Source organism: Microbacterium xanthum, assembly GCF_034531355.1.
GTDB lineage: Bacteria > Actinomycetota > Actinomycetes > Actinomycetales > Microbacteriaceae > Microbacterium > Microbacterium xanthum.
Window position 1 is genome coordinate 772735 of sequence record NZ_JAWHUE010000001.1, and the last position, 19081, is coordinate 791815.

Consider the following 19081-nt stretch of genomic DNA (forward strand, 5'->3'; position numbering starts at 1 on the left):
CTCGAAGGGTCACGCAGTGCGGGTGAGGGTGGCGTGAAGGCGCTGCGCCAGGCGGACCAGGGCGAGGTCGGTCCCCGCCGGGGAGACCAGACACACCCCGACGGGTGCTGGTCCGTCCGGGGTCGCGACCGTCATGAGGGGGACCGACACCGAGGGCAAGCCGGCCACGGCCGCCGGTGTGGTCATGCGGAGGCTGGCCAGGCGGGTGGCGTCGACGTCAGCCGGTTCCGCCGTGCGCGACGGCGCGGGACCGGGGGCGGTCGGCAGGAGGAGGACCCCGCCGCGGACGATTCCGGCGAGGCTCTGCGCGATCGCCTTCACCGCCGCGCGCGCCTCGGTCTCGTGCGCGGAGGTCACCTGCGAGGCCGCCCGGAAGCGTTCCCCGACGGCGGGGCCGACGGCGCCGGGGTGCTCGCGCAGCCAATCGCCGTTGTTGCGCCACGCCTCGGCGCCCTGCACGGCGCGGAAGGGGACCGCGTAGTCGTCGAGGTCTCCGATCGAGACGGCACCGACCTCGGGCGGTTCGTCCGCCGCGGCCAGCAGCGTCAGCATCCGCTCGAAAGCGGCGCGCGTCTCGGGCTCGACGACGGCGAGCGCCTCCCGGGGCACGAGGAACCGCCACGGCAGGTCTTCGGCGGAAGGGCCGTAGACGCTCTCGGTCGACTCGGACCCGTCGTAGCTGAGGCACCAGTCGGCGACGCGGCGGAGGGTCTCGCCGTCGCGGGTGAGCCACGCGACGGTGTCGAAGGACTGCGCGAGCGGCAGCATCCCCTGGCGCGGCACGAAGTCGTGGGTCGTGCGCAGGCCCCACAGCCCCTGGTACGACGCCGGGACCCGGACCGAGCCGGCGGTGTCGGTCGCGAGGCCGATGTCGGCATGGCCGAGCGAGACGGCGGTCGCCGGGCCGCTGGAGGAACCGCCCGGCAGCGCCCACGGGGCGGCGGGGTTGGTCGGTGTGCCGTAGTGGACGTTGTCGCCCGCGATCGAATACGCGAACTCATCGGTGCGGGCGATGCCGCGCAGCGACGCTCCCCCGCGCAGGAGGTCACCCACCGCCGGCGCGGTGCGCGGTTCCGGCCGTGCGCCGTCGAGGAAGGTCGGGTTGCCGGCGCCGATGCGGTATCCCTTGATCGCGAAGACGTCCTTGACCGCCACGGTCAGTCCCTTCAGCGGCCCCTCCCACGCGCCCTGGTACAACGGGTCGCCGACGGTGCGCCACACGGACGCGTCGAAGGCTCCGCCCACGGCGTCGAAACCGGTCGTGGACGCGTGGGTCGCCGCCATCTCGGCCGGGCCGTCGAAGTCGGCTTCACGGATGCGCGCGTGCACCCCGCAGACGATGTCGACGACCTGCGAAATGTCGAAGTCCACCGCGGCCGAGAGGTACGCGTAGGCGAGATGCTCATCCATGCCGTATCGGGCATGCAGAAGGGACAGCGAGGCGCGCACACACCGCCGCATGGCCTCGCCGAGGTCTTCGTGCATCCCCGTCGGCACCAGATACTCGTGCGTCTTCACCAGCGGGCCGTCGAGCACGCCGAACCGCGCGTGCGCCTCCGCCGCCGGGACGACGTCGAAGCGCAACGTGGCGCGCAACGACGCCTCGAGGGCGGTGAGGGCCACCTCGCCGTCGCCCTGCGCGAAGTGCGGGTCGCCGACGTACGCGAGGGCACCGGCGACCTGCACCGGCAGGTAGAGGGTCGTACCCACCGTCAGCAGCTTGATGTCGATGTTGCCGCCGTGCGGTCCGGGAGGGACCGAATGGGGGCGCTGCGCCCCGGAGACGGCGAGGCCCATCGTGCCGAGGAAAGGCGCGAGGGGGTACTCGACCTGCCGCTCGACGTCGGATGTGCCCTCGAGTGTGTCGTGCAACGGCAGCGCCCCGTAGAGCTGCCCCGCCCGCTCGTGGACGGGCGAGAACACGCTGACGTTGTGCTCGCCCCGCGGCAGTTCGCCGACGAGGGCGCCCTTGCCGTGCCGGTTCGAGATGACGCCGTACGGCACGCGCGGGTCGAGCCGCTCGACCGTGATCGCCAGCAGGTCGCCCGGCTCGGCGCCCTCGACGTGGATGGGCCCGGTCACCACATGCGGCCCGTCGTGCTGCGGGTCGCGGGAGAGCTCGGCGGCGATCTGAACGGCGTCGTCGAGCACGGCATCGGAGGCCACCCCGTGCCGCCCGAAGAACGCACGCGGGTCCTTGCCCTGATCTTCGAGGATGCCCTCGTGACTGACGGTGTCGATCGTCACGGTCTCACCCGGGGTGATGCGCAGGACGGCGGCGTCGGTCTCGCACGGCAGACGCCCCCACGTGACCGTGTCCAGGCGCGCGGGCAGGTAGTGGTCGCCGGGGATCTCGCCGCGGCCGGGCTGCAGGATCTCGAACGCCTGGGTCATGTCGCCATCCTCATCCATGTGGTCACCGGACCGCATCCGCTCGGCTGAGCAAGCGGCCTGCGGGGTTGCTGCGCCACGGCGGGGCCTCGCCCGCGGCGCCCTCGGCGACGTCGAAGACCGAGCACCCGTGCAGCCACGTGCGTCGGGTGCGTCCGGTGAGGTGCCGACCGTCGTATGCCGATATCGGATTGCGATGGAACAGCTCGTGCACGTCGACGTGCAGCGGATCGTCGACACCGAACACCGTCAGGTTCGCTGCGGCACCGACCTCGATGCGTCCCGCGTCCACGCCCGCGATCGCCGCGGGTCCCGTCGAGAAGAGCGGCACGATCTTCTCCAGGGGGATGCCGCGCTCGCGCGCCTCGGTCCACACCGCCGACATCCCGACCTGGAGGCCGGCGATGCCGCCCCACGCGAGACCGAAGTCCCCGTCGCCGTCGCGCTTGCGCTCGACCGTCGAGGGCGAGTGGTCGCTGACGATGCCGTCGATCGTGCCGTCGAGCACGCCCTCCCACAGCAGATCTCGGTTGGACGCCTCCCTGATGGGTGGGCAGCACTTGAACTCCCCCGCCCCGTCGGCGATCTCTTCGGCGATGAGGGTGAGGTAGTGCGGGCACGTCTCGACCGTGAGGGGCAGGCCCTCGGCCTTCGCCTGCCGGATCGCGGGCAGGGCGTGGGCGTCACTGAGGTGGAGGATGTGTGCGCGCGCCCCGGTGCGACGCATCGCATCGATGACGCTCGTGATCGCCGCCTCTTCGCTCGCGGGCGGGCGCGAGCGAAGGAAACCGTCGTAGTCGCGGCCGAGCGGCCCGTCGGGACCGAGGAAGGTGGGGTCTTCGGCATGCACGATCAGCTGCGAGCCGATCGCGGCGATCTCGGTCATCGCCTCCGCCATCTGCGCTGTCGTGAGGTGTCCGAACTCGTCGACACCCGACGGCGCGAGGAAGCACTTGAAGCCGTACACGCCGGCGTGATGCAGCGGGGCGAGTCGACCGAGGTTCTCCGGGACGGCCCCGCCCCAGAAACCGACATCGATGTACGCCGAGGCCGCCGCCGCGGCGCGCTTGACCTCGAGCGCGCCCGGGGTGATCGTCGGCGGGACGGAGTTCAACGGCATGTCGATGATCGTCGTGATCCCCCCGGCGGCCGCGGCGAGGGTCGCCGAGCGGAACCCCTCCCACTCGGTGCGCCCCGGCTCGTTGACGTGCACATGCGAGTCGACCAGGCCTGGCAGGAGAACCGCATCGTCGGGCACGAGGACTCGCCACTCGGTGTGCGTCTTCTCCGCCGGGTCGAGGATGTCGACGATGCGCCCGTCGTCGAGCACGACGGTGGCGGGCTGGAAGGATCCGTCGATGAAGGCTCGTCGAGCACGGATCGCGGTGCGCACGGGTTTCACGCGGCCGACGTTACGCGCGGCGCGTTTCCGCGGTGTTACCTGCACGAACATTCTTCGCGCCGCCTCCGCGGTCCCGCGGAACGGGACGCGCGTCATCTGCGGGAAACGCATCCGCGGTAACGTGCGCTCGTGCATCTCGACGACTTCAACACCCTCGACGAGCCCACCGCCCGCGACCTCGTGCGGGTGTGGGCGGCGGTCCCCTCCTGGGTCGACGACATCGTCGCGTCCCGCCCCTACGCCTCCATCGACATGCTGACCGCGCACGCCGCGGAGCAGGCGAAGGGATGGGGCGCGGCCGAGCTCGCCGAAGCGCTGTCGCAGCACCCGCGTATCGGTGAGAAGCCCGAGGGGGCGAACGCCGAGGCCGCCGCATCGCGCCGCGAGCAATCGGGCATGACCGACGCCGACCCGGCCGTAGTGGCCGCGATCGCCGCGGGCAACACCGACTACGAGAAGCGCTTCGGCCGTGTCTTCCTCATCCGCGCCGCCGGCCGCACCCCCGACCAGATCCTCGCCGAGCTGCAACGCCGGCTGAGCAACGACGACGAGACCGAGACCGCCGAGGCCTGCACGCAGCTGGCCGAGATCGCCTTGCTGCGACTGCGCGGTGCCGTCGTGGGCTCCGGCGGCACGAACGGAAAGCCGGTGTCATGACCACTCACCTGACCACCCACGTTCTCGACGCCTCGCAGGGTCTGCCGGCGCGCAGCATGAGCATCGCGCTCGCCCGCCTCCACGATTCGGGAGAGGTCGCGCACATCGCCGACGGACTCACCGACGACGACGGCCGCCTCGCCCTCGGTCCCGAGCTGCTCGATCCCGGCACGTACCTAATCACCTTCGCCACCGGCGCATACTTCGAGGCACAGCAGGTCGACGCGTTCTACCCGCTCGTGACGGTGAGCTTCACCGTCACTCCCGCGCAGGAGGGCGAGACGCCGCACCTGCACGTCCCGCTGTTGCTCAGCCCGTTCGCGTACTCGACCTATCGCGGCAGCTGACCCCGGGAGGCGTCAGGCGAACAGGGCAGCGTCAGGAGACGGGCTGCTGCAGATCGATGACCCAGCCCGAGGCGTCCGGGCCATCGAACGGCGTCTGCAGGTAGACCTCGCGACCCGCGCCGGCCGGACGCAGCCCGCGACGCTCGACCTCGCCCATCAGACCCTGCCAGGCAGCCTGGATCCCCGACAGATCCGGGGCTTCGAGCCGGGTCGTCACCGCGCGGTCGGCCGCGGCGACGTCGATGCGCTGCAGCCCCGCCGGGACGGGCGCATCGCCCACCTGCTCGCCGACGACCACGCGCATGCCCTCGCCCTCGACCTCGTAGGTCGCGACGCCCGGGCCGACTCGGTTCGCCGATGCCGCATCCACCGCGCCGTTGACCCGGTCGAACATGGGGCCGATGTCGCCCTCGATCTCCTCGATCGACGCGACTCCGGCCGTGAGCCCCACCAGGGCGACGGCGGGCAAGGGGAATTCGGTGTACTCGGACATGATCGGTCCTCTCTCGATCAATCGGAGCTTCGCCTCGATGCGGCTGATGCGCACGGTGTCCTGCGCGACCTGGGCCCGCAGCTCATCCCGACGCGCAGCCAAGAGGGCCTCCACCCTCCCGGCGGTGAGCCCGTCGCCCAGCATCGCCCCGACCTGCTCGAGCGAGAAGCCGAGGTCCTTCAGGGCGACGAGCTGGTTGGCGCGCGGCAGCTGACTCGCCGAATACGAGCGGTAGCCGGTGTGCGCGTCGACCCGCGCCGGCACGAGGATTCCGAGCCGGTCGTAGTGACGCAGCATCCTCACCGACACACCCGCCATGCGGGCGAACTCTCCGATACTCAACATGGTGGTCCCACTCCACCCCCTGACACCGTGTCAGGGTCAAGTGTCCCGCATCGACGTCTCTCAGGCGGTGAAGACGGTGTGCACGTCACCGGCGACGGCGCGGCCGCCGAGCGCCTCGAGCTCGAGCAGCACCGCGCTGCCGATCACCTCGGCGCCGAGCTCCCCGAGCAGCTGGTGGCTGGCGCGAAGCGTGCCACCGGTGGCGAGCACGTCGTCGAGCACGAGCACGCGGGAACCGGCGGGGATGTCGTCCGACGCCTCGACCGCGGCTTCACCGTACTCGAGGGCGTACGACACCGTCGCGGCGGGCCGTGGCAGCTTGCCCGCCTTGCGGATCGGCACCATACCGGTGCCGGTCGCCACGGCGGCGGCGCCGGCCAACAGGAAACCTCGCGCCTCGATGCCCGCGACGACGTCGAAACGGCCACGGAACGGTTCGACGAGGGCCTCGACGCACACGCGGAAGGCGGCTGCGTCGGCCAGCAGCGGGGCGATGTCGCGGAAGAGGACCCCCGGTTCGGGGAAGTCCGGAACGACGGCGATGAGCTGTTCGGCGCGGGCGAGGTCTGCGTGCACCCGGCAACACTACCCGGCGCGCGGACCGCGCCTGCTGTCAGGATGGGCGCATGACCGCCGCCACGCGCCGCCCGCTGGGGCCGGCACCGGAGCCGCTCGCCTTCGCCGCCGCGATCCGCAGCCTCTCCGACCGCTTCGCCGCCGACGCCGCCGCGCTCGACCCGGAGGCGCCGATCGCGTCGGCTGCCTGGCCCACCGTCGGGGGGATGATCGACCATCTCGGGCAGATCCAGCGGTGGTCCGCCGCGGTCTTGCGCACCGGCGGGGCCGTCGACCGCGCCGATCACGTGCGACCGTCCGGCCGCGAGCGCATCTCCTGGTTCGTCGAGGGATCGTCGGCCCTCGCGTCCGAGATCGAGGCGCGGGACGCTGCCGCGGAATGCTGGTCGTTCGTTCCGGGCGGGACGGTCGGCTTCTGGGCGCGCCGCCAGGCGCACGAGGCGCGGAAGCACCTGTGGGACATCGGGACCGCGACGACCGAGGTACCCGGGCTGCCGGAGGCGGGTGGACTCGAAATGGCCGCCGACATCGTCGACGAGCTCTACGCGGTGTTCCTGGCGCGCGCCGTCCGGGGTGGCCTCGCACCGCTCCCCGCACCCCTCGAGCTCGTCGCGTCCGACGCCGCTGTGTCCTGGCATGTGTCCGCCGACTGGACGATCATCCGCTCAGCCGATCCGGCGGGCGATCCCGCCGCCACCGTGGTGACGGGATCCCTGGGCGACATCGCGCTGTTCGCCTGGGACCGCGCGGTGCCCGAGGACCTCCCCGACCGCTTCTCGATCACCGGGTCGCTGGCGACCGTCGCCGCCTACCGGGACGCCCCCGTGCATCCCTAGGACGCCCCACACTCCCGCCCCCGAGAGCCGCGGTGAGCGACCACTCACCCGTCACCCGGTGTCGGAATCCAGCCGCAGAGCGACACCCAGCGGCAACCGAACCCCTCGCGCACACCACAGACCGCGCGCGACCGACCGCTCACCTGTCACACGCTGTCGGAATCCGCCGGACGAGGACACCTCGCCGCACGCGGAGGGATCCTCGGCGAGCTCCGCGTGCCAGCGGGCACCGCGGCGGGACGAAGGTCCGGATCAGAGGGTGCCGACGCCGAGGTTGATGGGACTGTCCTCGATGTTGCCGACGATGCCGCGGATGATGCCGGCCCCGTCCGCCCCGCGAAGACTCTCGTACCAGGCCTCGGTGGCATCCGGATCGAAGGCGTGGGTCTCGTGGGCGCGCTTGCGGGCACGGTCGACGAGTTCGCCGGCTCGCACGGTGCGCGACTTCTCGTAGCGCCGCAGCGTGTCTTCGACCGAGATCGTGTTCGTCGCGACGGCCGTGGCGAGAGCGAAGGAGTCCTCGAGCGCAGAGCACGCCCCCTGGCCGATGTCGGGCGAGGTGTTGTGCGCGGCGTCGCCGAGGATCGCCACGCGCCCCTTGACCCAGGTGTGGAACGGGGCGATGTCCCAGATCTCGACGCGGTTGAGTGACACCTCTGGGTCGATGGAGTCCAGGAGCGCCTGCACGCCCGGGGCCCACGAGCCGAACGCCTCGCGCAGCGGTGCCAACCCGTCGGCGCGGTCGTACGGCAGGCCGGACGGCTGCGGGATGTCGACGAAGAAGTAGAAGCGATCGTCGGCGACCGGCATGACGGCGCAGCGCTTGCCGTCGCCGACGTAGGTCGTCCACTGATGGACGGGCCCGATGGCCTCGTTCGCCGGGACGAGGCCGTTGAAATTCGTGTAGCCCGAGTACTCCCGCTGGATGCCGCCGCCGGTGACATGGTCGCGCACGAAGGATCGCGCACCGTCGGCGCCGATGACCATGTCGGCGGTGTCGGTCGACCCGTCGGCGAAGGTGATCGTCACGGTCTTGCCGTCATCGTCGAGCGCCGTCGCGGTGCGCGAGAGGTGGATGTTCTCCCGCCCGAAGGTGTCCATCAGGAGCGCCTGCAGGTCGGCCCGGGCCACGGGATACGGGCGTTGCCCGGTGAGGGTCGTCACCGGCTCCAGGGAGAAACGGCACATCTCTTCACCGCTCACGCCCTCGTAGTAGGCCATGTCGTCCATCCGCCCGCCGAGGGCGGCGACCTCGTCGGCCAGGCCCAGCCAGTTGAGGACCTTCACGCCGTTGGACCACAGCGACAGCGCCGCCCCGACCGGCTTGTTCTCGCGCATCTTGTCGTAGAGCACGACGTCGTGTCCGAGGCGCTGCAGGGCGATCCCGGCGCTGGCTCCGCCGATTCCGGCGCCGATGATGACGATCTTCATGTGGTGAACATTAGGCGTCGTGTGTCACGAGCCTGTTACACGGGATGCGCCGGGGGGGGCGCATCGGGTGCGGGCGCCCCTCGCGAGACGCCCGCACCCGACCCGTCAGGTCCGGGCCCGCGAGCGGCGAACCAGGAGAACGACAGTCCCGGCACCGAGCAGCGAGAGCGCGGCGCCCACCAGCGGAAGGAAGGATGCCGCATCGGCGCCGGTCGTGGCGAGGTCGCCGGTGGTCCCGCCGCTCGCCTGGTCGTCGGCGGTACCCCCGGTACCACCGCTGTCCCCGGTGTCGCCACCGGAGTCACCCGAGTCACCGGAATCACCCGAGTCCGGGTCGTCGGCGGCCACCACGCGGATGCGGTACTCCTCGGACGGGACGCCGTCCTTGGTGATGTCCGTCACCGTCACGCGGTACTCGCCGGCACGGGTCGGGGTGCCCGCGAGCTCCCCCGTGCGGGCATCCACCCACAGGCCCCCGAGGTCGACGGCCTCCTCGTGGGTGCCGAAGACGGCACCCTGCCCGACCGAGCCGGCCAGCGGTGCGCGGTAGACCTCGCCCACCGTCGCGTCGGCCAGCGAGACGGCGGTGAGGACCGACGCACCGGCCGCCACGTCGAGCGTGTACTCGCGGGCGACGGCGAAGGGGTCGGCCTCGTCGATGACCGAGAAGACCGCGACGCCGACCGTCTCCGGGGTGCCCGAGAGTCGCCCGGTCGAGGCCTCGAGGGATGTTCCACGCGGCAGGGTCCCCTCGACCACCCGGAGATCGAGGACCTCCGCCGAGGTCTCCACGAGGTCGACCGCGAGAGCCTCGCCGACGACGGCGTCGATCGTCGCCGCGTCGATCAGCGACGCGGGTGCGGCGTGCACCGTGAACACGAACGCGGCGTGCTCGCCTGCACCGGCGGAGTTGGCGACCGTGAACGCGAAGTCCCCGGCCGTCGTCGCCGTTCCCGTGAGGCGCCCGGTCGGATCCAGCGAGAGCCCCGGGGGCAGCGCGCCATCGATCACGGCGAGGTCGACACCCGAACCGTCGGCGGGATTCCCTTCCAGATCCGCGTCGGCGACCAGCATCCGGTCGACCTCGAGTCCCTGTTCGGTGCTCATCGGACCACCGATGTAGGACGCGGCCACGGGCGCGGCCGCGCGGGCCGCGGTGCCGGTCGTCTCGTGCAGACTGAGGCTGGCCTTGACGACCGCTGGCTCGGACTGGAGGCGGTAGGTGTCGCCGAGCTCCCACACCCGAACGCCGAGGAACCGGTGCGCGTCGAGGAGCGACTCCTGCTGAAGCGTGAAGGTCGACCGCGTCGCTCCCGGGATGTCTGTCGCGGCGCCCGACGCGTCCACGTAGTACCACTGATAGCCCCAGACCGGGTCGGCGGACCCGGACGGGTCGGTCGGCTGCGGGATGTCCCACGTGCCCGGGCACGCGACGACGGTGGTGCCGACCAGAGGCTGCGGCATGACCGGTGCCCCGGCCACGCACTGGTCGGCGGACGCGGCCAGCTCGGGGAGGGCGTCGTTCGTGGCGGCGGGGCCGGCGAGGCAGGACTTCTTGGTCTGCGTCACGGTGGGCGCGGCTACCTGCACGTCGAGCCCCCCGACGCTGGCCGGGTAGGTGGAGCTGACGTGCGAGACGTAGCCGGCGTCGTAGCCGCGGATGCCGTACTTCCAGTCGCCCTCGAGGGTGTAGACGGTCTCGGTCCACGCGTACATGAAGTACTGGTACGGCGGGATGCTGATCTTCGAGGACGTCTGCGACGTGCGGGAATCGGCGACGGTCTTCGCCTCCTTGTGGTCGTACGTGTACGTGACCGAGCCGCTGGCCTCCCAGACATCCTTCACGCCGCCCTTGACGCCGGCACTGATCGAGAAGGTGTGGCCGTCCGACACGGTGCGCTGGTGACTGCTGGTGATCGAGCTCGCGACCGTCTTCTCCTCCGGCGATGGCCCGTTGTTGAACTCCTGGGGGTTTCCGACCCCCTCGACCCCGGATCCGCATCCGATCAACCTCTGCGATTGGACGCCGCTCTGGGTGACGGCCGAGTCGGTGGCCGCCAGCCATGTGCTGGAGCCGGGAAGCCGCACCTCGCAGGTGCTTCCGCCGTTGGCTGCGCAGTCGTAGGCGCCCTGCACGGCGGCCCGCTGCAGCAGCCACGACCAGTGGACCCACCACCCTTGGGAGTCCTTCTGGTCGTTGTAGACCCCGAAGGACTGCGCCGTGGGGTCGATGGCGACCTTGATCTGGCCGGTCGTGCCCACGGCATTCGGCTTCCAGTACGCGTCGGCGCCGCACTCGATGAATCCGCGCGCGGGCTTGTTCGCCGCCCGCGTGTCCCACGCCTCGATGTTGCCGAGGCCGTTCAGACCGTCCCGGTAGCTGAAGAAGCAGTTCCCGGTGGTCACGCTGACGATGCGGAACTGATGCCGGTTCTCCCCGGGCGCACTGTCGCCACGGGGCTCTTCGACGATGGGCTCGATCATGAACTGCTGCTTGGTGTTGACCGACGAGCAGGTCTGGCCGATCTGGTCGCGGACGCGGTCCCCGAAGGATCCGGGGTTGTTGTAGGTCCACTGGTCGGTGAGACACTGCCCGTTCGGCAGCACGATCCGCACGTAGCCGGTCGGGGCGTCCGGGTCGATCACGCTCATGGTGACGAGGGGGCTCGATCCGTCCTGCCAGTGGTCATCGGTCATCGCGATGGACTTCACCGCCATGTCGCGACCTGGGCCGATGGCGCCGGCGGCGACCTCGGTCGATGCCGCCGATGCCGCCTGCGCGGTCGCGATGCCCCCCAGCAGCATCGCGGCCGCGGCGCAGACGGCCGTCATTCTTCGCGCCACGGATCGTCGTCGCGTCACACGGGGTACGCGCTGTGGTGAGGTCATCGCTGGTGTCTCCTGTCGCATGATCGGACTATCCGGACACTTTTTATCAGATAAAGGTGAACGTCGTGTGATCGGATGATGTCGCCTGCGCCCGGGAGGCGTCCGCGGTGGAGCCGGGACTAGCCTGGAGCACTATGACGACCCCCACCCCGGAGACCACCCCCACCCCGGAGAACGGAACCGACGCGATGCCCAGTGCCGAATGGTGGCGTTCGGCGGTCATTTATCAGATCTATCCGCGGTCGTTTGCGGATTCGTCGGGTGATGGGGTGGGGGATCTGCGGGGGGTGACCGCGCATCTGGATGATCTGGCCTCGTTGGGGGTGGACGCGTTGTGGTTGAGTCCGTTCCAGGTCTCGCCGCAGAAGGATGCCGGTTACGATGTGGCCGATTACTGCGATGTGGATCCGATCTTCGGCAGCCTCGCGGATTTCGATGAGATGCTCGCCGGTGCGCACGCCCGGGGTATCCGGATCATCGTGGATCTGGTGCCGAACCATTCCTCGGACCAGCATGCGTGGTTCCAGCAGGCGTTGACCGCGGGCCCGGGCAGTGCCGAGCGGGCCCGGTACGTGTTCCGTGACGGGAAGGGCGAGGACGGTGAGGTTCCGCCGAACAACTGGGAGTCCGTGTTCGGTGGGCCCGCGTGGAGCCGGGTCACCGAACCCGACGGGACGCCCGGGCAGTGGTACCTGCACCTCTTCGACGCGTCACAACCCGATTTCGACTGGTCCAACCAAGAGGTTCGGGAGATGTTCCGCGGAGTGCTGCGGTTCTGGCTCGACCGCGGTGTCGATGGATTCCGGGTCGATGTCGCCCACGGCCTGGTGAAGGCCGACGGGCTCCCCGATTACACCCCGCCGGCCGATACCGGCTCCATGGGAGGCGAACAGGCCGACGTGCCCTACTGGGGCCAACCGGGCGTGCACGAGATCTGGCGGGACTGGCGCACCGTGCTCGAGGAATACGACGGCGACCGGGCCCTGTGCGCAGAAGCATGGATGCCGAGCCCCGACATCACCGCACTATGGGTCCGCCCCGACGAGATGCACCAGGCGTTCAACTTCCCCTACCTCGAAACCCCCTGGAACGCCCCCGCACTCCGGAAGGTGATCACCGACTCCCTCCGCGCCTTCGGCGGCGTCGGAGCCCCCGCCACCTGGGTCCTGTCCAACCACGACGTCGTCCGCCACGCCTCCCGACTCGCCCTCACCGCGGAAAACCCCCAAGGCGCCGGCATCGGACCCGACAGCCCCGGCAAACCCGACCCGATCATCGGAATCGCCCGCGCCCGCGCCGCCACAACCCTCATGCTCGCCCTCCCCGGCTCCGCCTACCTCTACCAAGGCGAAGAACTCGGCCTCCCCGAAGTGATCGACCTCCCCGACCACGCACGCCAAGACCCCACCTGGTTCCGCACGAACGGGCAACGCTACGGCCGCGACGGCTGCCGCGTCCCGATCCCCTGGACCTCCACCGCCCCCGCCTACGGCTTCAGCCCCGACGGCGCATCCTGGCTACCGCAACCGGAAGAATTCGCCACCCTCGCCCGCGACATCCAGGAAACCGACCCCGACTCCACACTCTGGCTCTACCGCACCCTCCTCGCCGAACGACGCGAACGCCACCTCGGCACCGGCACCCTGACCTGGCTCAACGAATACCCCGACGACATCATCGCGTTCCGCAACGGCACCCTCACCATCCTCGCCAACACCGGCACCCACCCCGCCCCCCTGCCACCCGGCACCATCATCGCCCAATCCGGCCCACTCCCCCACGGCACCCTCCCCCCCGACACCACCGCCTGGCTCACCACCCCCTGACCCCCCCACACCACACACACCCGACGAGCCACCCCTTTCGCGCCGACCGGGCCCTATCCATGCTGAGACAAAGGGCCGGCTCGACGCGAAAGGGGCGGCTCGGGACGATGGTGCACCCGGCGACGGGCGGGAGGTGACGTCGTAGGCTCGGGACATGGGCCCCGACCTCGAAACGCGCACCGACCTCGAACGCCTCTACGTCGACCTGCACCGGCACCCGGAGCTGTCGTTCCAGGAGACCCGCACCGCGGGCGTCATCGCCCGGGAACTGGACGCCCTCGGGATCGAGTACGAAGAGGGAGTGGGCAAGACCGGCATCGTCGCGGTCATCCGCAATCCGGCCGACAGCGGCGAGCCCGGCCCGACGGTGTGGCTTCGCGCCGACACCGACGCCCTGCCCGTCGAAGAGCGCACCGGCCTCGATTACGCCAGCACCGCCCGCGGCACCGATCCGCAGGGCCTGGATGTCCCGGTCATGCACGCGTGCGGTCACGACATGCACATCAGCGCGATGCTCGGCGCCCTGAGACGCCTGGTCTCGACGAAGCACGAATGGGCCGGCACGATCGTCGTGGTCTTCCAGCCCGCGGAGGAGTACGGCGCCGGCGCGAAGGCGATGATCGCCGACGGTGTGCTCGAGCGGTATCCCACCCCGGATGTGGTGCTCGGCCAGCACGTCACCCCGCTCCCGGCCGGCACCATCGGGGTGCGAAGCGGCACGCAGATGGCGGCGTCGGACGGTCTGCGCGTCACCCTGCACGGGCGTGGCGGCCACGGATCCCGCCCGCACGCGACGATCGATCCGATCGTCATGGCGGCGGCGACCGTGATGCGCCTCCAGACCATCGTGTCCCGCGAGGTCGACCCGCGTGATGTCGCGGTCGTCACCGTCGGCGCGATGCACGCGGGGCTGAAGAACAACATCATCCCCGCCGAGGCCGTGCTCGAGCTCAGCCTGCGCTACCCCGACGACGAGGCCCGCGAGCGCGTCATGGAGAAGGTGGAGCGGATCGTGCGGGCCGAGGCCGCAGCATCCGGAGCCGAAGACGCCCCGACGATCGTGATCGACCACACCCTGCCGCCCACGATCAACGACGTCGACGCCACGACGCGTCTGCGCACCGCGTTCGACCGCCACTTCGGCGAGGGCACGGTGGTCGACCCCGGCATGTTCACCGGGAGCGAGGATGTGTCGTGGTTCGCCCGCGAGTCCGGCGCGCCCCTCGTCTACTGGTTCTGGGGCGGGATCGACGCCGACGCGTACGCGGCCGCGGTCGCCGCCGACACCGTCGAGCGCGATATCCCGACGAACCACTCACCGTTCTTCGCGCCCGTCATGCAGCCCACCCTCGACAACGGCGTCGCGAACGTGGTCGTGGCCGCGCGGGAATTTCTCGCCACGCGCTGATCCTCGTCGCCACCGCACGCTCCAATGTCGGAGACTCGCGTCGATGTCGGAGAGTTCGCGCCGAATCCTCCGACATCGGGCTGGTTCTCCGACATCCGACACCGCCCGGGCTGCGCGAGGCGGCGACCGAGGATGCTGCGCGGCGTAGCCTGGAGGGTGTGAGTTCCCCCGCCACCTCGTCCGGCGGCGTCCCCGCGGCCCCCGCGGTGCCCGACGCAGCCGTGCTCCGCGCCGATTTCCCGCTGCTGGCGAGCCGCTCGGCGGACGAACCGCTGATCTACCTCGATTCGGCGGCGACGGCGCAGCGTCCCCAGGCGGTCATCGACGCCGAGGTCGACTACCTGCTGCGCGCCAACGCGGCGGTCCACCGCGGGGCGCACATGCTCGCCGCCGACGCGACCGAGCTGTTCGAGGATGCGCGGGGCACGGTCGCCGGCTTCGTGGGCGCCGACGCCGATGACCTGGTCTGGACATCGGGGGCGACCGCCGGCATCAACCTCGTCGCCTACGCGATCGGCAACGCGACCGCGGGTCGGGGCGCGCCGGAGAGCTCCCGCTACGTCCTGCGCACCGGCGATGAGATTGTGGTGACCGAGAGCGAACACCACGCCAACCTCATCCCGTGGCAGGAGCTGGCCGCACGGACCGGGGCGGTGCTGCGGCACATCCGGGTGCACGACGACGGCAGGCTCGACCTCGATGCCGCTGCCGCCGTGATCGGCCCGCGCACCCGCATCGTCGCGTTTCCGCACGTGTCGAATGTGCTCGGCATCGTCAACCCGGTCGATCGGATCGTCGCCCTCGCCCGTGAGGTCGGCGCGGTGACGATGCTCGACGCCTGCCAGTCGGCACCGCACCTTGCCCTCGACCTGCCCGCGCTGGGCGTGGACTTCGCCGTGTTCTCGGGACACAAGATGCTCGGCCCGAACGCGATCGGCGGCCTCTACGGCCGCGCCGACGCTCTCGAGTCCCTGCCGCCTTTCCTCACCGGCGGCTCGATGATCACGACGGTCACCCTCGACGATGCGGCGTACCTGCCCCCGCCGCAGCGCTTCGAGGCCGGCACGCAGCCGGTGTCGCAGGCGATCGGCCTCGCCGCGGCGGTGCGGTACCTCGAGGGCGTCGGCATGCCCGCCGTGCACGCGCACGAGCGGCACCTCGAGCGTCGGATGCGCGACGGGCTGCGCGAGATCCCCGGCATCCGGATGCTCGGCGACGCCGAGGGCGTCGACCGCGTGGCCCTGGTCGCGTTCGAGGTCGACGGCGTGCACGCTCACGACGCGGGGCAGTTCCTCGACTCCCGCGGCGTCGCCGTGCGGGTCGGCCACCACTGCGCTGCTCCCTTGCACCGCCGGTTCGGTATGACCGCGTCGGTGCGCGCGAGCGCCGCGCTGTACACCACCGACGACGACGTCGATGCGTTCCTCGACGCGGTCGCCGGCATCCGCCCGTTCTTCGGGGAGGTCTGATGAGTCTCGAATCCCTGTACCAGGAGCTGATCCTGGATCACTCCAAGCGCCCGAAGGGCAAGGGCATCGCCGAGGCGACCGATCGCTCGGCGGTCTCGCACCAGCGCAACCCGATCTGCGGCGACGAGGTGACCCTGCAGGTGCGCCTGACCGACGACGGCACCGCCATCCGGGACATCACGTGGGACGGTGCGGGATGCTCGATCTCGCAGGCGTCGGCGTCGATGCTCGTCGCTCTCGTCGACGAAGAGCGAGAGCTCGCCGGCACCGAGGTCGGCGTCGAGGATGCGCGCGCCCTGATCGAGAAGTTCCGGGAGGCGCTTCGATCGCGCGGGTCGATCCCGCTCGACGAAGAGACCTTCGGTGACGCCGCCGCCCTCTCGGGGGTGTCCAAGTACACCGCCCGCGTCAAGTGCGCGATGCTCGCGTGGGTCGCCCTCGAGGACACCCTCGCCCGCGCCTGACCCGCGATCCCGCGGGCGGATGGGCACGCCCGCGGGGATCGTCGGCGACACGCCGCAGTGTCGGCCCGAGAGGCGGCGCGCCGCCGTGCATCCCCGCTGCCGTGCACAGCATTCCGAGCCGGTTTTCCGGCCCGCAGCCGGGCTGGAACGGGGTGGGACGGGATGGATCGCCTCAGCCGAGACCGGTGCGGTGCCCGCCCGGGTCGGCCTCACCGGCGACGGGTTTGGCCGAGAGGCCGACCGATCCGGATGCGGGGTTCTTCGACAGCGCGGCGCCGACGGCGACCGACTCGTCGACATCGACATAGCGGGGGCGCAGCGTGACCGCCTGCTGCTTCTTCTGCTCGCGCTTGGCCTTGCGGGAGCTGTAGGCCAGATTCAGCACCTCGACGAAGATGGCGAAGGCCATGGGGCCGTAGATGAACGCCTTGTCGATGTGGAACCCGAAGCCCTCGGCGATCAGGAACGCGCCGATGAGCACGAGGAAGGCCAGCGCCAGCATCTTCACCGTGGGGTGGTTGTTGACGAAGGTGAAGATGAACCGGGCGGCGAAGAGCATGATGCCGAACGAGAGCACCACCACCACGACGATGACGAGCAGGTTCGTGGTCATGCCCACGGCGGTGATGACCGAGTCGAGCGAGAACACGATGTCCAGCAGCAGGATCTGGGCGATCACCGACCCGAAGGTGACGGTGGCGACCTTTCCGGCGTCGCCGTGTCCCTCCTCGGAGCCCTCGAGCTTGTGATGGATCTCGGTCACGGCCTTGTAGACGAGGAAGAGCCCGCCCGCGATGAGGATGATGTCCTTCCACGAGAAGCCCATGCCGAAGATCGTGAAGACCTCTTCGGTGAGGGTGATGATCCACCCGGCGAAGAAGACGAGCACGACGCGGATGAGCATCGCCAGTGTCAGCCCCAGGTTGCGGGCCTTGGCCTGCTGCTCCTTCGGGAGCTTGGAGGCGAGGATCGAGATGAAGATGACGTTGTCGACGCCCAGCACGATCTCGAGGACGAACAGCGTGACGAAGACCGCGATCAGGTCGGGGGTGAGGGCGAAGGAGAAGTCCACGCCGCCATCGTAGGCGAGCGCCCCGCCGCCGGCGCGGAGGGCGCGACGCGGGGGCGCTCGACCTCGGCTCAGGCGGTGATGAGCTCGCGCTCGAGGCGCGCGTAGCTGGCTTCCATGCCGTCGGTCATGCCGGTGGCCAGCACCATGTCTCGGGTGTCCTCGTCGGGATACTCGATGATGACGGTGAGGAGGGTGGCGCCGTCCTCTTCGTACAGCGACATGTCGTTGATCGTCGGGGGGAAGTCGGTCCCGATCATGTGCTCGGTCGTCACCATCCGGCGCGGGGCGTCGCTGACGAGCGTCTCACCGTCGAACCCGAAGGCCTCCCCCTCGGTGCCGGGCATCGGCTCCCACTCGTAGCGGTACCGCCCTCCGACGGCGGGATCGATTTCGCAGGTCGACATCCGCCACCCGTCGGGGCCGAGCATCCACCGCGTCATCAGCTCGGGATCCTGGTGCGCGCGCCACACCAGTTCGCGGGGACCGTCGATCAGACGGGTGATGCGCACGTGCGTGTCGGAGAGCAGCTCCATCCGGGTGCCCTTGCCCTGCGCATAGTCGCGGAGGCCCTGGAGCACGGCGTCGAGCTGGTTCATCGCGAGCGTCGACCCCTCGACGGCGCCCATCGCGACGACCTGTTCGAGCGCCTCGGCCGACGTGAAGTACGTGGTGTTGGTGAGGGTCGAGCCCGCGCCGTCCGAGGCGAAGTCGAAAGTCATGCGCATCGACGGCATGCCCGCCATCGGCTCGCCGTCCTCGCCGACGAACGCGTCGAGCACCTCGAATCGGTGCGGGGCGTCGATGGCCAGGAACTCCCATGATCCGGCGGAGGTCTCGCCGCGCGGTCCGGTCATGGCGTATCGCGCGTGCCCCCCGACGCTCAGGTCGAACGCCGTGAACGTCGCCGGCCATCCCGGCGGTCCCCAGAAGCGCTCGAGCTGACGCGGATCGGTGAACACGTGCCAGAGACGCTCGACGGGGGCGGCGAAGGCGGCGCGCAGCGTCATCGTGAGCGCTTCGAGGTCGGTGGTGACGGCGGTGACGGGCATGACGTACTCCTCAGGTGGTGGATGCCGGTGGCGGCGTGGGAGGAACCGATGGCGAGGGTGGACCGGGCTCGGCGAGCAGCGCGTCGAGGCGGTCGATGCGGGAACGCCAGATCTCCTCGTAGCGGGCCAGCAGCGTCCGGGCGCGGGCGATCATGCGCGGATCGGCGCGCACGAGGCGCTCGCGCCCTTCCGCGCGCTTGACGATGAGCTGGGCCGCTTCGAGGACGGCGACGTGCTTCTGCACTGCGGCGAACGACATGTCGTAGTCGCGGGCGAGGGCCGAGACGGAGTGCTCGTCGTCGAGGGTGCGTCGCAGGATGTCGCGGCGGGTCGCCGCCGCGAGCGCCTGGAAGACGCGGTCCATCTCGTCATCTGTGAGCTCCGTTTGTGCAACCATTTGGTTGTAGGTTACGGCGGGGGAACCTC

General features: G+C 70.6%; 16 protein-coding genes. 7 read left to right on the forward strand and 9 right to left on the reverse strand.

From position 1 onward, the window contains the following. Positions 1-9 precede the first annotated feature (9 nt). Both RZO50_RS14700 and allB read right to left on the reverse strand, forming a co-directional pair. A complete protein-coding gene (locus RZO50_RS14700) occupies positions 10-2394 on the reverse strand; it encodes an amidase family protein (RefSeq protein ID WP_416211531.1) in 2385 nt (794 codons plus the stop codon). Between the two features lie 22 nt (positions 2395-2416). Then, on the reverse strand, positions 2417-3793 hold the full coding sequence (allB, locus tag RZO50_RS03675) for an allantoinase AllB (RefSeq protein WP_322598332.1): 1377 nt from the start codon (positions 3791-3793) through the stop codon (positions 2417-2419). Positions 3794-3922: 129 nt separating this feature from the next. Between allB and uraD the strand changes: the two genes are divergently transcribed. Further along, the gene (uraD, locus tag RZO50_RS03680; protein WP_322598333.1) at positions 3923-4450 is read left to right on the forward strand and encodes a 2-oxo-4-hydroxy-4-carboxy-5-ureidoimidazoline decarboxylase; all 528 of its coding nucleotides are present in this window, start codon (positions 3923-3925) and stop codon (positions 4448-4450) included. Continuing rightward, complete coding sequence (gene uraH / locus RZO50_RS03685; RefSeq protein WP_322598334.1) at positions 4447-4797, forward strand: hydroxyisourate hydrolase; 351 nt, start codon at positions 4447-4449, stop codon at positions 4795-4797. The genes uraD and uraH overlap by 4 nt, the downstream gene beginning before the upstream one ends. Before the next feature lie 31 nt (positions 4798-4828). Here uraH and RZO50_RS03690 read toward each other — a convergent pair whose 3' ends face one another. After that, positions 4829-5635 carry a MerR family transcriptional regulator gene (locus RZO50_RS03690; RefSeq protein ID WP_322598335.1) on the reverse strand — a complete coding sequence of 269 codons (807 nt, stop codon included), beginning with the start codon at positions 5633-5635 and terminating at the stop codon, positions 4829-4831. A 60-nt stretch (positions 5636-5695) separates the two neighbouring features. Further along, the gene (locus tag RZO50_RS03695; protein WP_322598336.1) at positions 5696-6211 is read right to left on the reverse strand and encodes an adenine phosphoribosyltransferase; all 516 of its coding nucleotides are present in this window, start codon (positions 6209-6211) and stop codon (positions 5696-5698) included. Positions 6212-6261: 50 nt separating this feature from the next. On the opposite strand from RZO50_RS03695, the gene RZO50_RS03700 reads away from it, so the two are divergent. Further along, positions 6262-7047, forward strand: coding sequence for a maleylpyruvate isomerase N-terminal domain-containing protein (locus RZO50_RS03700; RefSeq protein WP_322598337.1), 786 nt, complete (start codon positions 6262-6264; stop codon positions 7045-7047). A gap of 252 nt (positions 7048-7299) precedes the next feature. Here the strand turns inward: RZO50_RS03700 and hpxO are convergent, their stop codons facing one another. Next, complete coding sequence (hpxO, locus tag RZO50_RS03705) at positions 7300-8478, reverse strand: FAD-dependent urate hydroxylase HpxO (protein WP_322598338.1); 1179 nt, start codon at positions 8476-8478, stop codon at positions 7300-7302. A gap of 105 nt (positions 8479-8583) precedes the next feature. Further along, entirely contained in the window at positions 8584-11310 is a 2727-nt protein-coding gene (locus RZO50_RS03710; RefSeq protein WP_322598339.1) for a putative Ig domain-containing protein, read from the reverse strand. Between the two features lie 191 nt (positions 11311-11501). On the opposite strand from RZO50_RS03710, the gene RZO50_RS03715 reads away from it, so the two are divergent. The 4 genes from RZO50_RS03715 to sufU all read left to right on the forward strand — a co-directional run bounded on the left by RZO50_RS03715 (position 11502) and on the right by sufU (position 16534). Beyond that, the gene (locus RZO50_RS03715) at positions 11502-13193 is read left to right on the forward strand and encodes a glycoside hydrolase family 13 protein (protein ID WP_416211532.1); all 1692 of its coding nucleotides are present in this window, start codon (positions 11502-11504) and stop codon (positions 13191-13193) included. Between the two features lie 154 nt (positions 13194-13347). Beyond that, entirely contained in the window at positions 13348-14601 is a 1254-nt protein-coding gene (locus RZO50_RS03720; RefSeq protein ID WP_322598340.1) for an amidohydrolase, read from the forward strand. Between the two features lie 158 nt (positions 14602-14759). Next, positions 14760-16070, forward strand: a complete 1311-nt coding sequence (locus RZO50_RS03725; RefSeq protein ID WP_322598341.1) for an aminotransferase class V-fold PLP-dependent enzyme — start codon at positions 14760-14762, stop codon at positions 16068-16070. Beyond that, complete coding sequence (gene sufU / locus RZO50_RS03730) at positions 16067-16534, forward strand: Fe-S cluster assembly sulfur transfer protein SufU (RefSeq protein WP_322598742.1); 468 nt, start codon at positions 16067-16069, stop codon at positions 16532-16534. Before RZO50_RS03725 ends, sufU begins: the two co-directional genes overlap by 4 nt. A 172-nt stretch (positions 16535-16706) precedes the next feature. On the opposite strand, the gene RZO50_RS03735 is transcribed toward sufU, so the two are convergent. The 3 genes from RZO50_RS03735 to RZO50_RS03745 all read right to left on the reverse strand — a co-directional run bounded on the left by RZO50_RS03735 (position 16707) and on the right by RZO50_RS03745 (position 19052). Further along, positions 16707-17606 carry a TerC family protein gene (locus RZO50_RS03735; RefSeq protein ID WP_322598342.1) on the reverse strand — a complete coding sequence of 300 codons (900 nt, stop codon included), beginning with the start codon at positions 17604-17606 and terminating at the stop codon, positions 16707-16709. 68 nt (positions 17607-17674) lie between these two features. Further along, positions 17675-18655, reverse strand: a complete 981-nt coding sequence (locus tag RZO50_RS03740) for an SRPBCC family protein (RefSeq protein WP_322598343.1) — start codon at positions 18653-18655, stop codon at positions 17675-17677. Positions 18656-18665: 10 nt separating this feature from the next. Continuing rightward, positions 18666-19052 (reverse strand): ArsR/SmtB family transcription factor, encoded by a 387-nt coding sequence (locus RZO50_RS03745; protein ID WP_322598344.1) that lies wholly within the window; start codon positions 19050-19052, stop codon positions 18666-18668. Between the last annotated feature and the right edge of the window lie 29 nt (positions 19053-19081).